Raw genomic sequence first — 16,778 nt, 5'->3', positions numbered from 1 at the left:
GAATGACAGTTTAGATTACCATTTCTTGTTCAGAAGACGGTCGATGCTGAAGCCGCCCGGGCCTGCGACCGCCAACACGATGAAGCCGCCGGCGATGGTCAGGTTTTTCATGAACATCAGCTGGTTTACTTCGTTCGCAAAATCAGTGTGGAACAGCAGCGCGGTCAGGATGGTGAAACCGGCGGTGAACAGCGCCACGGTGCGGGTCAGGAAACCGAACAGGATCGCCAGACCGCCGCCAAATTCCAGCAGGATGGTCAGCGGCAGCAAGAAGCCAGGCACGCCCATCGATTGCATGTACTGTTGGGTACCGGCGTAGGCGTCACCCATTTTGCCGTAGCCTGCCACGATAAACAGGATTGGCATCAGAATACGAGCAACCAACAAACCTGTATCTTCTAATTTTTTCATCATCTACTCCAAAGTGTTTTTGTATGCCTGTTCGGCGGAAGCCATGTCAACGAGCGGTATATCAGGACATTCGCCCTGTCCGGCTCGTATCGTATTGATGGAGTGAATGTTAAGCGGGAAGTGCTCAGGTTGTTAGCAAGTAAAACTGTCGTAATTTTTCAAAAAATCTGAATCTTTAGCGTGCTAATAAAATGCCGCCGATCAGCAGGTTGCCCGGCCCTGGGGTTGGACGCGTTGTATCAAGGGAGAAAATGCGGGCAGAGCAACAGGAGGTTTGAAGGAAAGACCAAGCGGCTTACTTGGCGGAAAACGTCTTTTTAAACAGACGGATAGCACTCCAGGCGCCGAAAGCGCGACGCGACCAGCGGATCATCTTGCTGGGATGGCGGATGCCGTACAGCGCCATGACGCTGGAACCGAGCACCAGATAGCGGCGCAGGCCAAACACCGTTTGCCAGCCGCGGTCGATGCGTTCGGTCTTTTCCAGCCACAGGGACTTGTTTTCGGCCAGATCCAGACGCTGTTGCTGGATCTGCCGAATCAGCCTCTCTTTTTTCCATTCCAGATAGCGGCGGCGGCTCATGGCTCTCGCTCCAGTTCGGCGCGATCGAGCTCCAGTTGCTTGCGCGTGGCGCCCAGCAGCGTGGTGCGACGGGCCTTGACCAGCGTCCAGATGGTGCCGACCACGGCCAGGAACAGCAGCACGCCGGTTGTTGCGCCCAGCGCCACCAGCCGGTAGACCGGATCGATGGCCCAGAAGATCAGGATCAGCAGGCTCATCAAACCGAAGGCGGTGAACAGCAGCGTCATGCCGGCCATGATCAGCAGCTGAATGAGGTTGGCTTTCTCCTCTTCCAGCTCGACTACCGCCAGCCGGACACGGGTTTCCACCATGCCGACCAGGATCGTGATGATGCGCTGACCGATATCCAGGACCCCTTTAGCGGGGCCCTGTGCGCGCACTTGCGGTTGTTCAGCCATGATTAACGACGCGCGAGCAGCACGCCCAACACCACGCCGACCGCCGCGCCGATACCGATGCCGGTCCATGGGTTGTCGCGCACATAGTCGTCGGCCTGGCCGGCGATCTGTTTGGTTTGCGAAGCCAGCTTGTCACCGGCGTCGCTCAGGCGAGCGCGAGTCTCTTTCAGCGCGCCTTCCGCCTTCGATCGCAGCTTCTCCAGCTCGGCTTTCGGCTTGTCGGTGGAGGAGTTCAGCACTTCCTCCAGCGTATCGGCTAAGGACTTCAGTTCAGCGCGTAAGTTTTCTGCATTTGAATCATGTGCCATGTGATTATTCCTTAACGTTTATTTCGACAGACTTTTAACATAGCGGATTTTTTCGCCGGAGCAAAGGGGTGATGACCAGCAGATAACACCAGACATCAATTCCATATGCTTAAGAAATCCCGTGTGATGGGGCTCTCATCGATAAATCCGCTGGTGTAAAAAAATTATTCCGCCTGGGCGCGTTTCAATTCAGCCTGCGCTTCGGCCAGCTTTTGCTGCTTCTTGGCGACCTTGTCCAGCTTGCCGGTTTGTTGCGCTTCTTTCAGCTCTTCCCGGCGCTCGTCCACCTTGCGCTGTTTCTCTGCGATATTTTTCTGGCGTTCGGCCTGCAGGCCGGCTTCGGTGCAGTGGGTCTGCACTTCGCTCAGCGCTTTTTTCAGCCCATCCACGCGGTGGGTGTTGCCGTGCTGAGTCGCGTAGTCGATTTGCTGCTGGATATTTTGCGCTTTGGCGGCGCAGCCGCCCTCAGCGGCCGAGGACAGCGTCGGCAGCGCGCAGAGTGGCAGCAGCAGTAACAGTGAGTGGCGAAATTTCATTTCTCAGTTCCTTTTCATGGGATGCCTGAACAGGCATCCGCTTTCCTGACTGCCGGAGGCGGCAGCGCGAGAGGAGGGCGTTCATCGCCGGCTGAAGTTATCCTTCAGCATAGCCATGAAACCGGCGCGCCCCCAAAGAATCAGCCGAAATTCGGCGCGACTGATTGTTTTTTGAGCTAAATGATGCGAATGAAAATGAAGATAACGGCAATGAAAGGAATCCCCTTCATTTGAAGGGGATTATCCCAGATTGAGTGGGGAGCGCGCAAATTCGCGCACCCAGTGCGTTGGCACGGGAGATTCGCTCAGCGCGATGTGGTAACCGGGAGGCAGGATGGTTTGCAGCGCTTCACGCGCCAGCAACTGCTGCTCCGGCGAATCCAGACGAATAACCAAGCCATCGCCTTCCGGCGTGATGCTTTTGATGCGGATACCGCGCTCATCCAAGCGCTGGTAGACATAAAAACCGTCGGGCAGCGACAGCCCTTGCTGGCTGGCGCGAATGCGCAGCTCGCTCTCGGTGCGCACCATGCAGGGCACCAACAGCGTCGCCAGCGCCAGCAGGGCGAGCGCGATCATCAGGACGTATTGCCAGCACGGGCGCTTTGCTGTCACGCCCCTTTCCCCGGGTTCTGGCCGCTGGCGCGTTTCTTGCGCCACAGCACGATCAGCGAGCCGACCAGGCCGACCACCAGCAACACCAGCGGCAACATCATCAGGCAGAACATCAGCTGGTCTTCATACTTGCGGAATACCGGGGTTTTTCCGAGGGCGAAGCCCAGCGTCGTCAGGATCAAGACCCACAGCAGGCCGCTCATCCAGTTGAAGAACTGGAAGCGTGCGTTGCTCAGGCCGGACAGGCCGGCGATGGTTGGCAGCAGGGTGCGCACGAAGGCCAGGAAGCGGCCGACCAACAGGGCGGAAAGGCCGTGGCGGTGGAACAGGTTATGCGCACGCTGATGGTAGTGGGCCGGCAGATGCGAAAGCCAGCCTTGCACCGTTCGCGTATTGCCGAGCCATCGGCCCTGTATGTAACTGACCCAGCACCCCAGGCTGGCGGCGACGGTCAGGATAACGATGGTCAATGGGAAGCCCATGGTGCCTTTGGCGATCAGCACGCCGACCAGGATCAGCAGGCTGTCGCCCGGCAGAAAAGCGGCCGGCAGCAGGCCGTTTTCCAAAAACAGGATCATGAACAGCAGGATGTAGAGGGTCCACACCAACGAAGGGTTCGCCAGCGTCTCAAAATCCTGCTGCCATAAGGCATGTATCAGTTCTTTAATGATGTCCATCCGGTGTTCCTAAAACGTCATTGTTTATTTTTATCTCAGCGGCGGAGCGGGCGTGGGCTGAAAGCGCGCGGCGATCCTGAATGCTGATAACGATGAAACGGCGTTGCTTTAAGGTTTCTAAGCGGTGCGACACCGGTCATAGGTGGTAAGTCAGCGTGCCACGGTACTGCATGTTGCTTTCTTTCCAGCCGGCCTGCCGACTTTGTTGCCTGGAGGCGTCCAGCATCCAGTCGACCTGGGCAAGCCGGTTGGGGGCCGGGGTGTCCTGGCGGGGGAAACGAATTCGGTAGCCCGGCTCTGCGGCCAGGGTATAGACCGGCGCCGGCAGGGAGGACGCGAGCAGCGAACCGGGGAAAGAGTACGCTCTGGGCAGCAGCAGCGGCAACTTGCCGGGCGCTTTGCGGCGCGCTTCGGCCGGTGCCCGATACACATGATCATAGGGGGAAAGCGCCGGCTCCGCCAGCAGCGGCAGGCTGCTCAGCGCGCTGGGGGTGGGCTTGGATGACGCCACGCATAGCTGTTGGCCGGAGACCGAACCGGTCCAGCAGAAAAGAGCAATCAGCATGGCAAACAACCAGCGCATTTATTCGCGTCCCGCCCCCGCAGCAATGGGTAAAAAAGTGGGCTAACTCTACCAAAATAGCACGATTGGCAACAGGGAAATCTACGTTGCCGACGGTGAAATAGTACACGGCAAACGGCGGTTCCGGCATCGATTCAGCGGATTTTACATTACCTGACATAAGCCGACGGTTTTTGACCGCCGTGGCTATTTCGGCTCGTGGCTCACGCCGTCCAGATGCACCACCGGGTTCTCGGCGAACAGATAGCGGTCGGCGTTGTATTCGAAGTCGTCGCTGGTGGCGTTGAACAGCATCTGCTTGGTGTTCTCCAGGTGCTGCCACATCGCCAGTTTGGCGGCGTAAGGATCTTTGCGCATCAGCGCCTTGAGGATCTGATCGTGATCGTCGCACCAGCTGGCGATCGAGCGTTCGTCGATATGCTCGTGCAGTTTCTTCCAGTAAGGGTTGTTGACCCGCTGTACCCACATTTTTTCCACGATGGTGGCCATGGCGGTGTTCTGGGTGGCCAGCGCCACCTGCACGTGGAACTTCAGATCCCACTGCGAGTCGCGGAAACGGTCTTCTTTGCGGGCGTGCTCCTGGATCTCCATCAGTTGCACGATATCCTGCTTGGTCACCTGGGTGGCGGCGAATTCGGCGATGTTGCTTTCTATCAGCTGGCGCGCCTGCAGCAGCTCAAACGGGCCGGCGGTGGCGAACTCGATGCTGTCGCCCGGCACCACCAGGTGCTTTTGCTGGTTGGACACCACGTGGATCCCGGATCCCTTGCGCACGTCCACATAGCCTTCCACTTCCAGCATGATGATCGCCTCGCGCACCACGGTGCGGCTGACATTCATCTCTTCGGCGATGTATCGCTCGGCCGGCAGCTTGTCGCCTACCGGGTAACGGCCGCTTTCGATGCGTTGCTTCAGCTCGGCGGCCAGTTGCTGATACAGGCGTCTGGTTTCAGTGAATTCCATAGTGAATGCTCTATACGGTGCGGTGGGAAGGGGCGCGTGGCCATCGGATTTGTTATACCACTTATTCGGCACCGCTGCCAGAGGAGCAAGGGGCCCGGCGCAGCGGCCGGGCGGGGGATCAGCTGCGCGCCGGGGCAGGCTGCAGCGCGGCCGGCTGCGGTTCGGCGGCCGGGCGGTTTTGCAGCACCGTCCAGATGACGATGGCGCCGAGAATGTCGAAGACCGACAGCGCGGCGAACAGCGGGCTGAAGCCGAGGGTGTCTGCCAGGGCGCCGACCACCAGGGCGAACAGCGTGCTGGCGGTCCAGGCCGCCATGCCGGTCAGCCCGTTGGCGGTCGCCACCTCATTGCGGCCGAACACGTCGGAAGAGAGGGTGATCAACGCGCCGGACAGCGCCTGATGGGCGAAGCCGCCGACGCACAGCAGCGCGATAGCCGCGTAAGGGCTGGTGAACAGGCCGATCATGCCGGGGCCGATCATCAACACCGCACCCATCGTCACCACCAGCTTGCGCGAGACGATCAGGTTGACCTTGAAATACTTCTGGAACAGCGGCGGCAGATAACCGCCGACGATGCAGCCGAGATCGGCGAACAGCATCGGCATCCAGGCAAACATGGCGATCTCTTTCAGGTTAAAACCGTAGGCCTTGAACATGAACAGCGGGATCCAGGCGTTGAAGGTGCCCCACGCCGGCTCCGCCAGAAAGCGCGGCAGCGCGATGCCCCAGAACTGGCGGTTGCGCACGATCTGCCAGGCGGACATCTTTTTGGCGTTAGAGGTCTGGTGCTGCGCTTCCTGGCCTTCGAGGATGTAACGGCGTTCTTCCTGGCTCAGTTTCTTCTGATCTTTCGGGTGTTTGTAGAACAGCAGCCAGCAGATAGCCCAGATCAGGCTCAGCACGCCGGTGATGATGAACGCCATCTCCCAGCTGTGCGCGACGATGGCCCATACCACCAGCGGCGGGGCGATCATGCCGCCGATCGACGAGCCCACGTTGAAATAGCCGACGGCGATCGAACGCTCTTTGGCCGGAAACCATTCGCTGCTGGCCTTCAGCCCGGCGGGGATCATCGCCGCTTCCGCCATGCCGACCGCGCCGCGCGCCAACGCCAGCCCGCCCCAACTGTTGGCCAACGCGGTGCCCATGCAGAACAGCGCCCACAGAATGGCGAACATGGCGTAGCCGACCTTGGTGCCCAGCACGTCCAGCACGTAGCCCGCCACCGGTTGCATCACGGTGTAGCACGCGGAGTAGGCGGCGACGATATAGGAATACTGTTGGGTGGTGATGTGCAGCGTATCTTCCAGCGTCGGCGCCGCCACGGCGATGGCGTTGCGGGTCAGATAACCCAGCACGGTGCCGATGGTCACCAGTCCGATCATGTACCAGCGTAACCCTTTAATTTTACGCATCCGAAGTGTCTCCCCGTTTGAAGGTGTGGCCGTCGATGCGGCTGGCGAGACAATAACCTGTCATACAAGTTTAAAAGTTGAGTGATATCACAAAAGGAATTATTCGCCTGAGTGATACTGTGGCCGGTGAAACAGGGCATTTTTGCCGGTAAATTGAGCGAAAAAGGGCGTAGAGAGAGGATGAAAGGCAGACCTCGGGAAAAATTTGCTGGACGCTAGCAAAAATTGGTGTGATAACTTTTGTGATTCGAACCCCGTGCCGCACGGCAAGTAAGGAGCCCGAGATGGCGACGTTTTTAAGCGAAGATTTCCTGCTGGACAGCGAATTTGCCCGGCGCTTGTATCACGACTACGCGGCGCCGCAGCCGATTTTCGATTACCACTGCCATTTGCCGCCGCAGCAGATCGCGGAGAATACCCGCTTCAGCAACCTGTACGATATCTGGCTGCGGGGCGATCACTACAAATGGCGGGCGATGCGCACCAACGGCGTGGCGGAGCGGTTATGCACCGGCGATGCGGGCGATCGCGAGAAATTCGACGCCTGGGCCGCCACGGTGCCGCACACCATCGGCAACCCGCTCTATCACTGGACGCATCTGGAGCTGCGCCGCCCGTTCGGCATCACGGATATGCTGTTATCGCCGGCCACGGCGGATGAAATCTGGCAGCGCGGCAATGCGCTGCTGGCGCAGGATGCGTTTCGCGCGCGCGGCATCATGCAGCAAATGAACGTGAAAATGGTCGGCACCACCGACGATCCGATCGACGATCTGCGTCATCATCGGGCGATCGCCGACGATCGCAGTTTCGCTATCAAAGTGCTGCCGAGCTGGCGGCCGGACAAGGCTTTCACCATCGATGCGCCCGGCTTCAACGACTATCTGCAGCAGCTGGAGGCGGCGGCGGACACCGCCATCGGCCGCTTTAGCGCGCTGTGCGACGCCCTGTACAAGCGCATGGATCACTTTGCCGCCCACGGCTGCAAGGTGGCCGATCATGCGCTGGACGTGGTGGAGTTCGGCGAGGCCGATGAAGCGGCGCTGGATGCGATCCTGCTGCGCCGCCTGAACGGCGAGCTGCCGACGCCGGAACAGAGCGCCCAGTTCAAAAGCGCGGTGCTGCTGTTTTTGGCCGGCGAATACCGGCGTCGCGGCTGGGTGCAGCAGTATCACATCGGCGCGCTGCGCAATAACAACAGCCGCATGTTGGCCGCCGTCGGGCCGGATATCGGCTTCGACTCGATCAACGACCGGCCGCTGGCGGAACCGCTGTCGCGGCTGCTGGATGCTCAGGCGCGGCAGGGCGGTCTGCCGAAAACCATTCTCTATTGCCTCAATCCGCGGGATAACGAAGTGATCGGCACCATGATCGGCAATTTTCAGGGGGAAGGCACGCCGGGCAAGATGCAGTTCGGCTCCGGTTGGTGGTTCAACGATCAGAAGGACGGCATGCAGCGCCAAATGACGCAGCTGGCCCAGCTCGGGCTGCTGAGCCGCTTCGTCGGCATGCTGACCGACAGCCGCAGCTTCTTGTCTTATACGCGCCATGAATACTTCCGCCGCATCCTTTGCCAGATGATCGGCCGCTGGGTGGCGGACGGCGAAGCGCCGGCGGATATCGCGCTGCTGGGCGAGATGGTGAAAAACATCTGCTTCGACAACGCCAAAAACTATTTCGCCATTGAACTGGCGTAGCCGTTATCCGGGACCGGTTTATGCAAAGTACGATAAAGATTCACGAGCAGGATAACGTGGCGGTGGCGCTGCGCGATCTGGCTGCCGGAGAGCGCGTTGAGCTGGAAGGCGCGGTCGTCAAACTGGCGCAGCCGGTGGCGCGTGGGCACAAGTTTGCACTCGGCCCGATCGCCGAGGGTGAAGACATCATCAAATATGGCCAGCCGATCGGCCATGCGCTCGCGGCCATTGCGCCTGGGGAGCATATTCATTCGCAAAACGTCAAAACCAACCTGAGCGATCTGGACAGCTACCGTTACCAGCCGCAGTTCCCGGCGCTGCCGCCGCAGGCGGCGGATCGCGAGGTGCAGCTGTACCGCCGGGCCAACGGCGAAGTGGGGATCCGCAACGAGCTGTGGATCGTGCCGACCGTCGGCTGCGTCAACGGTATCGCTCGCCAGATCCAGCAGCGCTTTTTGCAGCAAACACAGGCGGACGGGATCGACGGCGTGCATCTGTTCAGCCACCCGTTCGGCTGCTCGCAGCTGGGGCAGGATCATGCCAACACCCGCATCATGCTGCAGAACATGGCGCGCCATCCCAACGCCGGCGCGGTGCTGGTGATCGGGCTGGGGTGCGAGAACAATCAGGTGGATGCCTTTCGCGCCACGCTGGGGATAGGGGACGAGCGGCGGTTGCGCTTTATGGTGTGCCAACAGCAGGACGACGAGGTGGAGGCCGGGTTGGCGCTGCTGCACGAGCTGTATCGGGAGATGCGCCACGATCGCCGCGAGCCGGGCCGCCTGAGCGAGCTGAAGTTCGGCCTGGAATGCGGCGGTTCGGACGGGCTGTCGGGCATTACCGCCAACCCGCTGCTGGGGCGCTTTTCCGACTATGCGATCGCCAACGGCGGCACCACGGTGCTGACCGAAGTGCCGGAGATGTTCGGCGCCGAGCGCATTCTGATGAGCCGCTGCCGCGATGGAGAAACCTTCGACAAAACCGTCGACATGATCAACGATTTCAAACGTTATTTCATCGCCCATCAGCAGCCGATTTATGAGAATCCGTCGCCGGGCAACAAGGCCGGCGGCATCACCACGCTGGAGGAGAAGTCGCTTGGCTGCACCCAAAAGGCGGGGCTAAGCCAGGTGGTGGACGTGCTGAAATACGGCGAGCGGCTGCGCGTGCCGGGGCTGAATCTGCTCAGCGCGCCGGGCAACGACGCGGTGGCGACCAGCGCGCTGGCCGGCGCCGGCTGTCATATGGTGCTGTTCAGCACCGGGCGCGGTACGCCGTACGGCGGCTTTGTGCCGACGGTGAAGCTGGCGACCAACAGCGAGCTGGCGGCGAAGAAACCGCACTGGATCGATTTTGACGCCGGCAGCCTGGTTCACGGCGTGGCGATGGAGACGCTGCTCAGCCGCTTCATCGATCTGATTGTCGAGATTGCCAACGGGCGTCCGGCGCGTAATGAAACCAACGACTTTCGCGAGCTGGCGATCTTTAAAAGCGGGGTGACGCTGTAAAGCTGACAAAAAAGGCGCTCGAGGGAGCGCCTTTTTATGAAGCAACGCGCGATTAACGCACCTTCAGCGGGTCTTCGTTCGCCAGCCGCTGGTCTTCCGCCTGGCAGGCGGCGGCGGTGAACAGCACGTCGGTGGAGGAGTTGAGGGCGGTTTCCGCCGAATCCTGCAGCACGCCGATGATAAAGCCGACCGCCACCACCTGCATCGCCACGTCATTCGGAATGCCGAACATGTTACACGCCAGCGGGATCAGCAGCAGCGAGCCGCCGGCCACGCCGGAGGCGCCGCAGGCGCACAGGGCGGCCACCACGCTCAGCAGCAGGGCGGTCGGGACGTCCACCGCGATGCCCAGCGTGTTTACCGCCGCCAGCGTCAGCACGGTGATGGTGATCGCCGCGCCGGCCATGTTGATGGTGGCGCCCAGCGGGATGGAAACCGAGTAGGTGTCCTCATTCAGGTTCAGCTTTTTGCACAGCTCCATGTTCACCGGGATGTTGGCGGCGGAGCTGCGGGTGAAGAAGGCGGTCACGCCGCTCTCGCGCAGGCAGGCGAACACCAGCGGATACGGGTTGCGGCGGATCTTCCAGTACACGATCAGCGGGTTGAGCACCAGCGCTACCAGCATCATGCAGCCGATTAACACCATCAGCAGTTGCGCATAGCCCCACAGCGCGCCGAAGCCGGTTTCCGCCAGCGTGGAGGCCACCAGGCCGAAGATGCCGAGCGGCGCACAGCGGATCACCGCGCGCACCACCAGCGTGACCGCATGGGACATGTCGTTGATCAGCCCCTTGGTGGTTTCGGAAGCGTGGCGCAGCGCCAGCCCCAGCCCGACGGCCCACGCCAGAATGCCGATGTAGTTGGCGTTAATCAGCGCATGGAACGGGTTGGCCACCACGCTCATCAACAGGCCCTTCATCACGTCCACGATGCCGCCTGGCGGGGTGATGTCGGTTGCGCCGGTGGTCAGCGCCAGCGTGGAAGGGAAGATAAAGCTGACGACGACCGCCACCAGCGCCGCAGCGAAGGTGCCCAGCAGATAGAGGAACAGGATGGGGCGAATGTTGGTTTTCTGCCCCTGTTTATGGTTGGCGATCGAGGCCATCACCAGTATCAGCACCAGCAGTGGCGCTACCGCCTTCAGCGCGCCGACGAACAGGGTGCCGAGCAGGCCGACGGCCGCCGCGGCCGCCGGCGAAACCAGCGCCACCAGAATGCCGGCCACCAGGCCGACCATGATTTGTTTAACCAGGCTGCCCTGAGTCATCCTTTGTAGTAGTTTTTGCATAGTGCTTCTCTTCCTGATGTTATCTGGCCGCCGCGGCGGGAACGACGCCGGACAGCTTTATATGATTCTGTAACTAAGTGTGTTTGCCGAATCAGTATTCAGTAATCGAATGATGTTGGAAAGAGGCGAGGGTGAAATTCTGAGCGCGGATCAACACTTGATAACATACTGGTTACATTTGTGTGATCGTAATAACGTTTGGCGTTTTGGGGGAATTGCCAAACAATCGCGGGGCGACTAGCGCCCCGGATAACAGATTATGGTTATTTCTTCGCCAGGCGATCGTTGCGGCGATTGACCCAGGCGTTGATCAGCAAGGTGAGCGTCAGGATGCCCGCCACCACGCCGAGCGAGATACCGATCGGGATGTGGAAGAAGTCGATTATCAGCATCTTGATACCGATAAACACCAGGATCACCGACAGGCCGTATTTCAGCATCGAGAAACGTTCCGCCACGTTGGCCAGCAGGAAGTACATGGCGCGCAGGCCCATGATGGCGAACAGGTTAGAGGTCAGCACGATGAACGGGTCAGTGGTCACGGCGAAAATCGCCGGGATGCTGTCCACCGCGAAAATCACGTCGCTCAGTTCCACCAGGATCAGCACCAGCACCAGCGGGGTGGCGAACAGGATGCCGTTGCGGCGCACGAAGAAACGCTCACCTTCCAGGCTGTCGGTCATGCGCAGGCGGCTGCGCAGCCATTTCACCAGCGGCTTGTCGCCGATTGCCGAGTCGTCTTCCTTCGCCAACGCCATCTTGATACCGGTGAACAGCAGGAAAGCGCCGAACAGATACAGCAGCCACTGGAACTGGCTGACCAGCCAACTGCCGGCGAAGATCATGATGGTACGCAGCACGATCGCCCCCAACACGCCATAGATCAGCACCCGCCGCTGCAGGTTGGCCGGCACGGCGAAGTAGCTGAACAGCATCAGCCAGACGAACACGTTATCCACCGCCAGCGCTTTTTCGATCAGGTAGCCGGTCAGGAAGGCCAGCGCCTGGGTATCGGCGACGGCGCGCCCGGCGGTTTCATTCAGGTAGTACCAGAAACCGAAATTGAACAGCAGAGAGAGGCTGACCCACACCAGCGACCAACTGGCGGCCTGCTTCATAGTCATGGTGTGCGCGCCTTTACGGCCCTGCAACAGGAGATCGATTGCGAGCATCACGACTATGACGGCGGCGAAGCTGCCCCATAACCACGGTGTGCCAACGGAATTCATCATCAGAGGTATCCTTCAAAAACAAAAACGGCCAACGTCGGAAGACGCCAGCCGCTCTGTGAACGCTGCAAGCAAACCTCGCCTTCCGGCAAGGTCTCACTTACAACGTTGATGAAGGTGGTTACACCTTTGACATCAGGTTGCCCGGTAACCGGATGCTTGCGCATCGTAATGACGATTGACCGGCAATGAAGTTACTCCCCTTTGCAGAGCAGAAAGTAATGCAAAATGTGTCGGCGGTCAACGTGAATCGCGTTAGCCGGCCAACGCTTTTTGCGCGCCCAGGCTGACGACGAATCCCTGCAGCAACAGGCGGCTGAACGGCGTGTCGCTAACCTGTTGTTGTTGTTGCTGATAGCGGGCCTGCTGCTCGGGATGCAGCTCGCCGAGCCACTGCAGATACTGGCTCATCACCGCGCCGTTGAATTCCGGGTGGAACTGGGTGGTCAGGGCATGATCGCCATAGCGCAGGATCTGGTGCGCGTCCTGCTGCGAACGCGCCAGCGTCTGCGCGCCGGCGGGCGGCGTCAGCACGCTCTGCGAGTGGATCAGGTTGGCTTTGAAGCGCGGCGGCAGCAGGGTGAGCCGCCGGTCTTCGGCCGCGGCGGGCAGCAGTTCGATCTCCAGCGTGCCCACCTCCATGCCCTGCGGGTGGTAACCCACTTCGCCACCGAGCGCGTAGGCCAACAGCTGGTGGCCGTAGCAGACGCCGAATAGCGGCAGTTTGATCGCCATCGCCTGGCGCAGCCACTCGGCCGCCGCCTCGCTCCACGGCAGCTGTTCGGTCACCATCGCCGGCGAGCCGGTGATGACCACGCCGCAATAGGCGGCCGGCGGCAACGGCCGCTCGCCGGCGGGCAAGTGTACGATGTGCGCGCGTTCGGCGTCGATATTGCCCTGTTGCAGGAACATGCCATCAAAGTTGGCCAATTCCTGACGAATGGCCTGCGGCGCGTCGCCGGTTTGCATCACGAGCAGCGGTTTCATCTCATTCTCCGTCGGCGGGGAAAACGACGCCGGTCTGGCGGCGGATATCGGTCAGCAGGCGGGCGACGATCAGCGAATTCTCCAGCCCCGGATGTTCCACCCGGTGATTTTCCACCAGCTCGGCGAAGGCCAGCGCTTCATACAACATGGTGTTGATGTGCTGCGGCTGGCTCAGATCCTGGCGGTTGCCGCCGCGCGGCGTCAGCGCCACGCCCTGGCACTCGGAAATCTTGTCGATAATCAGCGTGCCTTCCTCTCCCTGGATCTCGCTGGGGATCGTCGAGTCGCTGACCTTGGAATGGGAAAGCGTGACGTCGAAATCGCCGTAGTTCAGGCAGACGGTGCCGTGGGCGTCCACGCCGGTCTCCAGCAGTGTGGCGCTGGCGAGCACCGACTGCGGCGCGCCGAACAGCGCCACCGCGCTGGCCAGGCAGTAGTAGCCGATATCCATGATCGAGCCGTTGGAGAACTGCGGGTTAAACGTGTTGGGGTTCTCGCCGGCCAGGTAGCGCGGGTAGCGCGAAGAGTATTGGCAATAGTTGATGCAGGCTTTGCGCAGCCGGCCGACTTTCGGCAATGCCTGCCGCAGCGCCAGAAAATTCGGCAGATAGGCGCTTTTGAACGCTTCGAACAGCACCACCTGATTTTCCCGCGCGCAGGCCGCCAGCTGTTCCGCTTCGTGCTGGTTGGAGGCCAGCGGTTTTTCGCAGATCACGTGCTTTTTATGGCGCAGGAACAGCAGCGATTGCGGGCAGTGCAGGGAATTGGGGCTGGCGATATACACCGCGTCTATGGCGTCGGACTGGGCCATCGCCTCGAGAGAGTCGAAAAACTGCGTGACCTGATAGTTGGCACCAAACGCCTGCGCCTGTTCCAGCGAGCGTGAATACACGGCGCTCAGCTTGAGTTTGCCGCTTTCATGGGCGGCATCGATAAAACGTTCCGTTATCCAGTTGGTGCCGACGACGGCAAAGCGAATCATGGCGAGCTCCGGTCCAGGCTTAAAACCGCAGATTATCACGCCCTCACTCGCTATGCATACAGCTCGCCGAACAGCGAAAGGTGCGTCAGATACAGCCGGGTATCAAACTCCAATTGGTGGTAATTCGGCTCCATATGGCAACACAGGCTGTAGAACGCTTTGTTGTGATCTTTCTCTTTCAGGTGTGCCAGCTCATGCACCACGATCATGCGCAGGAAGGGCTCGGGCGCGACTTTGAACACCGTCGCCACGCGGATTTCCGCCTTGGCCTTCAGCTTGCCGCCCTGCACGCGCGAGATGGCGGTGTGCAGGCCCAGCGCGTGCTTCATGACGTGGATCTTGCTGTCGTAGGCCACCTTGCTCAGCGGCTGGGCGTTGCGCAGATACTGGTTTTTCAGATCGACGGTAAACTGATACAGCGACTTGTCGGTGGTGCAGTCGTGCACCTGCGGATAGCGCTGCAGCAGCACGTCTCCCAGCCGGTTCTGGTGGATCAATTGCTGCACCTGGCTTTGCAGATGCGCCGGGTAGCCTTGCAGGTAGGCGAGTTCGATGTCATGCATGAGTGATATTGCGTCCCAGTATTTCTTTGATTGGCCGCAGCCGCACACGCTGCGCATCGGCCTGTCTGGCTTCCCAGCGATCGTGTGCCGCCTGCAGGTTTAGCCAAAAGTCGGCGGTCGTTTCGAACAGATCGGCAAACAGATTGGCCTCGGCAACGCTCATGCGTCGATGCCCGTTGCACAGGCGATTGACGGTGGCGCGGGTGACGCCCAATACCTTTGCCAGTTCTTCTTGGCCGATGCCTAACGGCGTTAAATATTCTTCCTGCAGCACTTCTCCCACCGTGCTGGGTTCGCGAGTCGTGGTTTCCAACATAGGTTCCCCCTCGTTCAGGTATCTTGGTGAGGATCGAGGTAAATTTTTTCGGCGGCATCATGCCGCCACTGGAACATCAGCCGCCAGTGCATATTGACGCGCAGACTCGACCATCCCTGAAATGGCCCGGATAGCCGCTTGTAATAGTTACCCGTGGGGTGATGCAAATCACGCTCTTGCTGCGCGGCGGCTAACATATCGAGCTTTCTGGCCAACTGCCGCTCGAGCGCGCCGGGGATAAGACGGCTGCGCCTGCCTTCCAGATAGAACTGCTCCAGATAGCGATCGCGGAAAGATTTAATCATGCTTTCCCCCTTCCATAGGGACTGGCAGTGTAACATTTAAAGTTACACCCCGTCAGGTTAAAAAAACATCGACATGGGTGCTCGGGAGGGAAAGGTTAATGTTGTTGAAGGAGAAAAGGGGCGCAGGTTTTCAGATACGCGGCGCAATACGCAATTTATCCGAAAAAACATTTTACTGACGGGCGTTTTTAGGGGATAAACAGCCCAAATTTTATCAGTCAGGAGGGGCAATGAGCCAACTCGATCTGGGAACACAGCAACTTGAGCTGGAGCGTTATCCCCAACAGGAAGAATCCACCCAACTGCAGGCGTGGGAAGCGGCGGACGAATATCTGCTGCAACAGCTTGAAAACGTAGATATCGGTGGCCGCCCGGTGCTGATTTTCAACGATAACTTCGGCACCCTAGCCTGTGCGCTGCACGTGCATCGCCCTTACAGCGTCAGCGACTCCTACATGAGCCAGCTGGCGACGCGTCACAACCTCAAGCTCAACGGTCTGGATCCTGAGCAGGTCACACTGTTGGACAGCCTGGCCGAGCTGCCGGCGGCGCCGGCGGTGGTGCTGATTCGCGTGCCGAAAGCGCTGGCGCTGCTGGAACAGCAGCTGCGCGCGCTGCGCCACGTCGTGACCGAAGACACGCTGATCGTTGCCGGCGCCAAAGCGCGCGACGTGCACACCTCGACGATGCAGCTGTTTGAAAAGGTGCTGGGCCCGACGCGCACCAGCCTGGCGTGGAAGAAGGCGCGCCTGATTTTCTGCCAGGCGGCGGACATCGTCCCGCCGGCGGCGGCGGAAACCACCAACTGGACGCTGGACGGCACCGATTGGCTGATCCACAACCACGCCAACGTCTTCTCGCGCGGCAGCCTGGATATTGGCGCGCGCCTGTTCCTGGATCATCTGCCGCGCGGCCTGAACGGCCATATCGTCGATCTGGGCTGCGGCAACGGCGTGATTGGCCTGACGGCGCTGGCGCAGAATCCGGACGCGCAGGTGACTTTCGTCGATGAATCCTACATGGCGGTGGCCTCCAGCGAGCTGAACGTGGAGCACAACCTGCCGCAAGAACTGGACCGCTGCCAGTTTGAGGTGAACAACGCGCTGGCGGGCATCGAGCGCGAAAGCGTGCAGGCGGTGCTGTGCAACCCGCCGTTCCACCAGCAACACGCCATTACCGATCACACCGCCTGGCAGATGTTCTGCGACGCCAAGCGCTGCCTGCAAGTGGGCGGCGAACTGCGCATCGTCGGCAACCGTCACCTCGACTACCATCAGAAGCTCAAACGTCTGTTCGGCAACTGCACGCTGGTGGCCTCGAACAAGAAGTTCGTGATCCTTCGAGCGGTGAAATCCGGCGCGCGTCGCTGAGCGTGAATAACAAGGGGCGCGATGCGCCCCTCAGGCTGTAGA

20 protein-coding genes are annotated in these 16,778 nt (G+C 60.2%); 3 read left to right on the top strand and 17 right to left on the bottom strand.

The window, feature by feature from the left end; all coding sequences use genetic code 11:
• Positions 1-15: 15 nt before the first annotated feature.
• From ACP3TA_RS02540 to ACP3TA_RS02495, 10 genes are all read right to left on the bottom strand, one after another.
• A complete protein-coding gene (locus ACP3TA_RS02540) occupies positions 16-411 on the bottom strand; it encodes a DoxX family protein (protein ID WP_033644519.1) in 396 nt (131 codons plus the stop codon).
• 295 nt (positions 412-706) lie between these two features.
• Positions 707-994, bottom strand: coding sequence for a YqjK-like family protein (locus ACP3TA_RS02535; protein WP_033644520.1), 288 nt, complete (start codon positions 992-994; stop codon positions 707-709).
• The gene (locus ACP3TA_RS02530) at positions 991-1,392 is read right to left on the bottom strand and encodes a phage holin family protein (RefSeq protein ID WP_015379160.1); all 402 of its coding nucleotides are present in this window, start codon (positions 1,390-1,392) and stop codon (positions 991-993) included. The genes ACP3TA_RS02535 and ACP3TA_RS02530 overlap by 4 nt, the downstream gene beginning before the upstream one ends.
• Before the next feature lie 2 nt (positions 1,393-1,394).
• Positions 1,395-1,700, bottom strand: coding sequence for a DUF883 family protein (locus ACP3TA_RS02525; RefSeq protein WP_004937125.1), 306 nt, complete (start codon positions 1,698-1,700; stop codon positions 1,395-1,397).
• A gap of 164 nt (positions 1,701-1,864) precedes the next feature.
• A complete protein-coding gene (locus ACP3TA_RS02520) occupies positions 1,865-2,236 on the bottom strand; it encodes a DUF1090 domain-containing protein (protein WP_033644521.1) in 372 nt (123 codons plus the stop codon).
• A gap of 240 nt (positions 2,237-2,476) precedes the next feature.
• Positions 2,477-2,851 carry an EnvZ/OmpR regulon moderator MzrA gene (gene mzrA, locus ACP3TA_RS02515; RefSeq protein ID WP_206196081.1) on the bottom strand — a complete coding sequence of 125 codons (375 nt, stop codon included), beginning with the start codon at positions 2,849-2,851 and terminating at the stop codon, positions 2,477-2,479.
• Positions 2,848-3,528 carry a DedA family protein gene (locus ACP3TA_RS02510; protein WP_033644523.1) on the bottom strand — a complete coding sequence of 227 codons (681 nt, stop codon included), beginning with the start codon at positions 3,526-3,528 and terminating at the stop codon, positions 2,848-2,850. Before ACP3TA_RS02510 ends, mzrA begins: the two co-directional genes overlap by 4 nt.
• Positions 3,529-3,664: 136 nt before the next feature.
• Complete coding sequence (locus tag ACP3TA_RS02505; RefSeq protein WP_033644524.1) at positions 3,665-4,111, bottom strand: hypothetical protein; 447 nt, start codon at positions 4,109-4,111, stop codon at positions 3,665-3,667.
• Between the two features lie 186 nt (positions 4,112-4,297).
• On the bottom strand, positions 4,298-5,074 hold the full coding sequence (exuR, locus tag ACP3TA_RS02500; protein ID WP_033636102.1) for a transcriptional regulator ExuR: 777 nt from the start codon (positions 5,072-5,074) through the stop codon (positions 4,298-4,300).
• Positions 5,075-5,192: 118 nt separating this feature from the next.
• Positions 5,193-6,491, bottom strand: coding sequence for an MFS transporter (locus ACP3TA_RS02495; protein WP_033651266.1), 1,299 nt, complete (start codon positions 6,489-6,491; stop codon positions 5,193-5,195).
• 284 nt (positions 6,492-6,775) lie between these two features.
• Between ACP3TA_RS02495 and uxaC the strand changes: the two genes are divergently transcribed.
• Together uxaC and ACP3TA_RS02485 are read left to right on the top strand one after the other, a co-directional pair.
• Complete coding sequence (uxaC, locus tag ACP3TA_RS02490) at positions 6,776-8,188, top strand: glucuronate isomerase (RefSeq protein WP_089195213.1); 1,413 nt, start codon at positions 6,776-6,778, stop codon at positions 8,186-8,188.
• Between the two features lie 20 nt (positions 8,189-8,208).
• Positions 8,209-9,696 carry a UxaA family hydrolase gene (locus tag ACP3TA_RS02485; RefSeq protein WP_096242616.1) on the top strand — a complete coding sequence of 496 codons (1,488 nt, stop codon included), beginning with the start codon at positions 8,209-8,211 and terminating at the stop codon, positions 9,694-9,696.
• Positions 9,697-9,748: 52 nt separating this feature from the next.
• On the opposite strand, the gene sstT is transcribed toward ACP3TA_RS02485, so the two are convergent.
• From sstT to ACP3TA_RS02450, 7 genes are all read right to left on the bottom strand, one after another.
• Complete coding sequence (gene sstT, locus ACP3TA_RS02480; protein WP_206196082.1) at positions 9,749-10,984, bottom strand: serine/threonine transporter SstT; 1,236 nt, start codon at positions 10,982-10,984, stop codon at positions 9,749-9,751.
• Between the two features lie 263 nt (positions 10,985-11,247).
• Positions 11,248-12,216, bottom strand: coding sequence for a TerC family protein (locus ACP3TA_RS02475; protein ID WP_016930179.1), 969 nt, complete (start codon positions 12,214-12,216; stop codon positions 11,248-11,250).
• Positions 12,217-12,468: 252 nt separating this feature from the next.
• Positions 12,469-13,200: a glutamine amidotransferase gene (locus ACP3TA_RS02470; RefSeq protein ID WP_033644531.1), complete on the bottom strand. Its 732-nt coding sequence runs from the start codon at positions 13,198-13,200 to the stop codon at positions 12,469-12,471.
• Position 13,201: 1 nt separating this feature from the next.
• Complete coding sequence (locus ACP3TA_RS02465; protein ID WP_122004383.1) at positions 13,202-14,182, bottom strand: Gfo/Idh/MocA family protein; 981 nt, start codon at positions 14,180-14,182, stop codon at positions 13,202-13,204.
• Between the two features lie 50 nt (positions 14,183-14,232).
• The gene (locus ACP3TA_RS02460) at positions 14,233-14,745 is read right to left on the bottom strand and encodes a M48 metallopeptidase family protein (protein ID WP_089197486.1); all 513 of its coding nucleotides are present in this window, start codon (positions 14,743-14,745) and stop codon (positions 14,233-14,235) included.
• Positions 14,738-15,061 carry a HigA family addiction module antitoxin gene (locus tag ACP3TA_RS02455; protein ID WP_206196083.1) on the bottom strand — a complete coding sequence of 108 codons (324 nt, stop codon included), beginning with the start codon at positions 15,059-15,061 and terminating at the stop codon, positions 14,738-14,740. The genes ACP3TA_RS02460 and ACP3TA_RS02455 overlap by 8 nt, the downstream gene beginning before the upstream one ends.
• A 14-nt stretch (positions 15,062-15,075) precedes the next feature.
• Positions 15,076-15,366, bottom strand: a complete 291-nt coding sequence (locus ACP3TA_RS02450; RefSeq protein ID WP_016930174.1) for a type II toxin-antitoxin system RelE/ParE family toxin — start codon at positions 15,364-15,366, stop codon at positions 15,076-15,078.
• A gap of 230 nt (positions 15,367-15,596) precedes the next feature.
• Here ACP3TA_RS02450 and rlmG point away from each other — a divergent pair, with 230 nt between their 5' ends.
• On the top strand, positions 15,597-16,736 hold the full coding sequence (gene rlmG, locus ACP3TA_RS02445) for a 23S rRNA (guanine(1835)-N(2))-methyltransferase RlmG (protein WP_069100215.1): 1,140 nt from the start codon (positions 15,597-15,599) through the stop codon (positions 16,734-16,736).
• The last annotated feature ends 42 nt before the right edge of the window (positions 16,737-16,778 follow it).

Origin of the sequence: Serratia sp. 2C06, assembly GCF_050037615.1 — a bacterium.
Taxonomy (GTDB): Bacteria; Pseudomonadota; Gammaproteobacteria; order Enterobacterales; family Enterobacteriaceae; genus Serratia; species Serratia ureilytica.
Note: the sequence above shows the minus strand (reverse complement) of the source record. Positions and strands in the feature narration are given on the sequence as shown.

What these genes read in the sequence shown, in the direction of transcription:
- ACP3TA_RS02540 (WP_033644519.1), bottom strand. Translation starts at nt 411, where the DNA reads ATGAAAAAATTAGAAGATACAGGTTTGTTGGTTGCTCGTATTCTGATG.
- ACP3TA_RS02535 (WP_033644520.1), bottom strand. Translation starts at nt 994, where the DNA reads ATGAGCCGCCGCCGCTATCTGGAATGGAAAAAAGAGAGGCTGATTCGG.
- ACP3TA_RS02530 (WP_015379160.1), bottom strand. Translation starts at nt 1,392, where the DNA reads ATGGCTGAACAACCGCAAGTGCGCGCACAGGGCCCCGCTAAAGGGGTC.
- ACP3TA_RS02525 (WP_004937125.1), bottom strand. Translation starts at nt 1,700, where the DNA reads ATGGCACATGATTCAAATGCAGAAAACTTACGCGCTGAACTGAAGTCC.
- ACP3TA_RS02520 (WP_033644521.1), bottom strand. Translation starts at nt 2,236, where the DNA reads ATGAAATTTCGCCACTCACTGTTACTGCTGCTGCCACTCTGCGCGCTG.
- ACP3TA_RS02510 (WP_033644523.1), bottom strand. Translation starts at nt 3,528, where the DNA reads ATGGACATCATTAAAGAACTGATACATGCCTTATGGCAGCAGGATTTT.
- ACP3TA_RS02505 (WP_033644524.1), bottom strand. Translation starts at nt 4,111, where the DNA reads ATGCGCTGGTTGTTTGCCATGCTGATTGCTCTTTTCTGCTGGACCGGT.
- exuR (WP_033636102.1), bottom strand. Translation starts at nt 5,074, where the DNA reads ATGGAATTCACTGAAACCAGACGCCTGTATCAGCAACTGGCCGCCGAG.
- ACP3TA_RS02495 (WP_033651266.1), bottom strand. Translation starts at nt 6,491, where the DNA reads ATGCGTAAAATTAAAGGGTTACGCTGGTACATGATCGGACTGGTGACC.
- uxaC (WP_089195213.1), top strand. Translation starts at nt 6,776, where the DNA reads ATGGCGACGTTTTTAAGCGAAGATTTCCTGCTGGACAGCGAATTTGCC.
- ACP3TA_RS02485 (WP_096242616.1), top strand. Translation starts at nt 8,209, where the DNA reads ATGCAAAGTACGATAAAGATTCACGAGCAGGATAACGTGGCGGTGGCG.
- sstT (WP_206196082.1), bottom strand. Translation starts at nt 10,984, where the DNA reads ATGCAAAAACTACTACAAAGGATGACTCAGGGCAGCCTGGTTAAACAA.
- ACP3TA_RS02475 (WP_016930179.1), bottom strand. Translation starts at nt 12,216, where the DNA reads ATGATGAATTCCGTTGGCACACCGTGGTTATGGGGCAGCTTCGCCGCC.
- ACP3TA_RS02470 (WP_033644531.1), bottom strand. Translation starts at nt 13,200, where the DNA reads ATGAAACCGCTGCTCGTGATGCAAACCGGCGACGCGCCGCAGGCCATT.
- ACP3TA_RS02465 (WP_122004383.1), bottom strand. Translation starts at nt 14,182, where the DNA reads ATGATTCGCTTTGCCGTCGTCGGCACCAACTGGATAACGGAACGTTTT.
- ACP3TA_RS02460 (WP_089197486.1), bottom strand. Translation starts at nt 14,745, where the DNA reads ATGCATGACATCGAACTCGCCTACCTGCAAGGCTACCCGGCGCATCTG.
- ACP3TA_RS02455 (WP_206196083.1), bottom strand. Translation starts at nt 15,061, where the DNA reads ATGTTGGAAACCACGACTCGCGAACCCAGCACGGTGGGAGAAGTGCTG.
- ACP3TA_RS02450 (WP_016930174.1), bottom strand. Translation starts at nt 15,366, where the DNA reads ATGATTAAATCTTTCCGCGATCGCTATCTGGAGCAGTTCTATCTGGAA.
- rlmG (WP_069100215.1), top strand. Translation starts at nt 15,597, where the DNA reads ATGAGCCAACTCGATCTGGGAACACAGCAACTTGAGCTGGAGCGTTAT.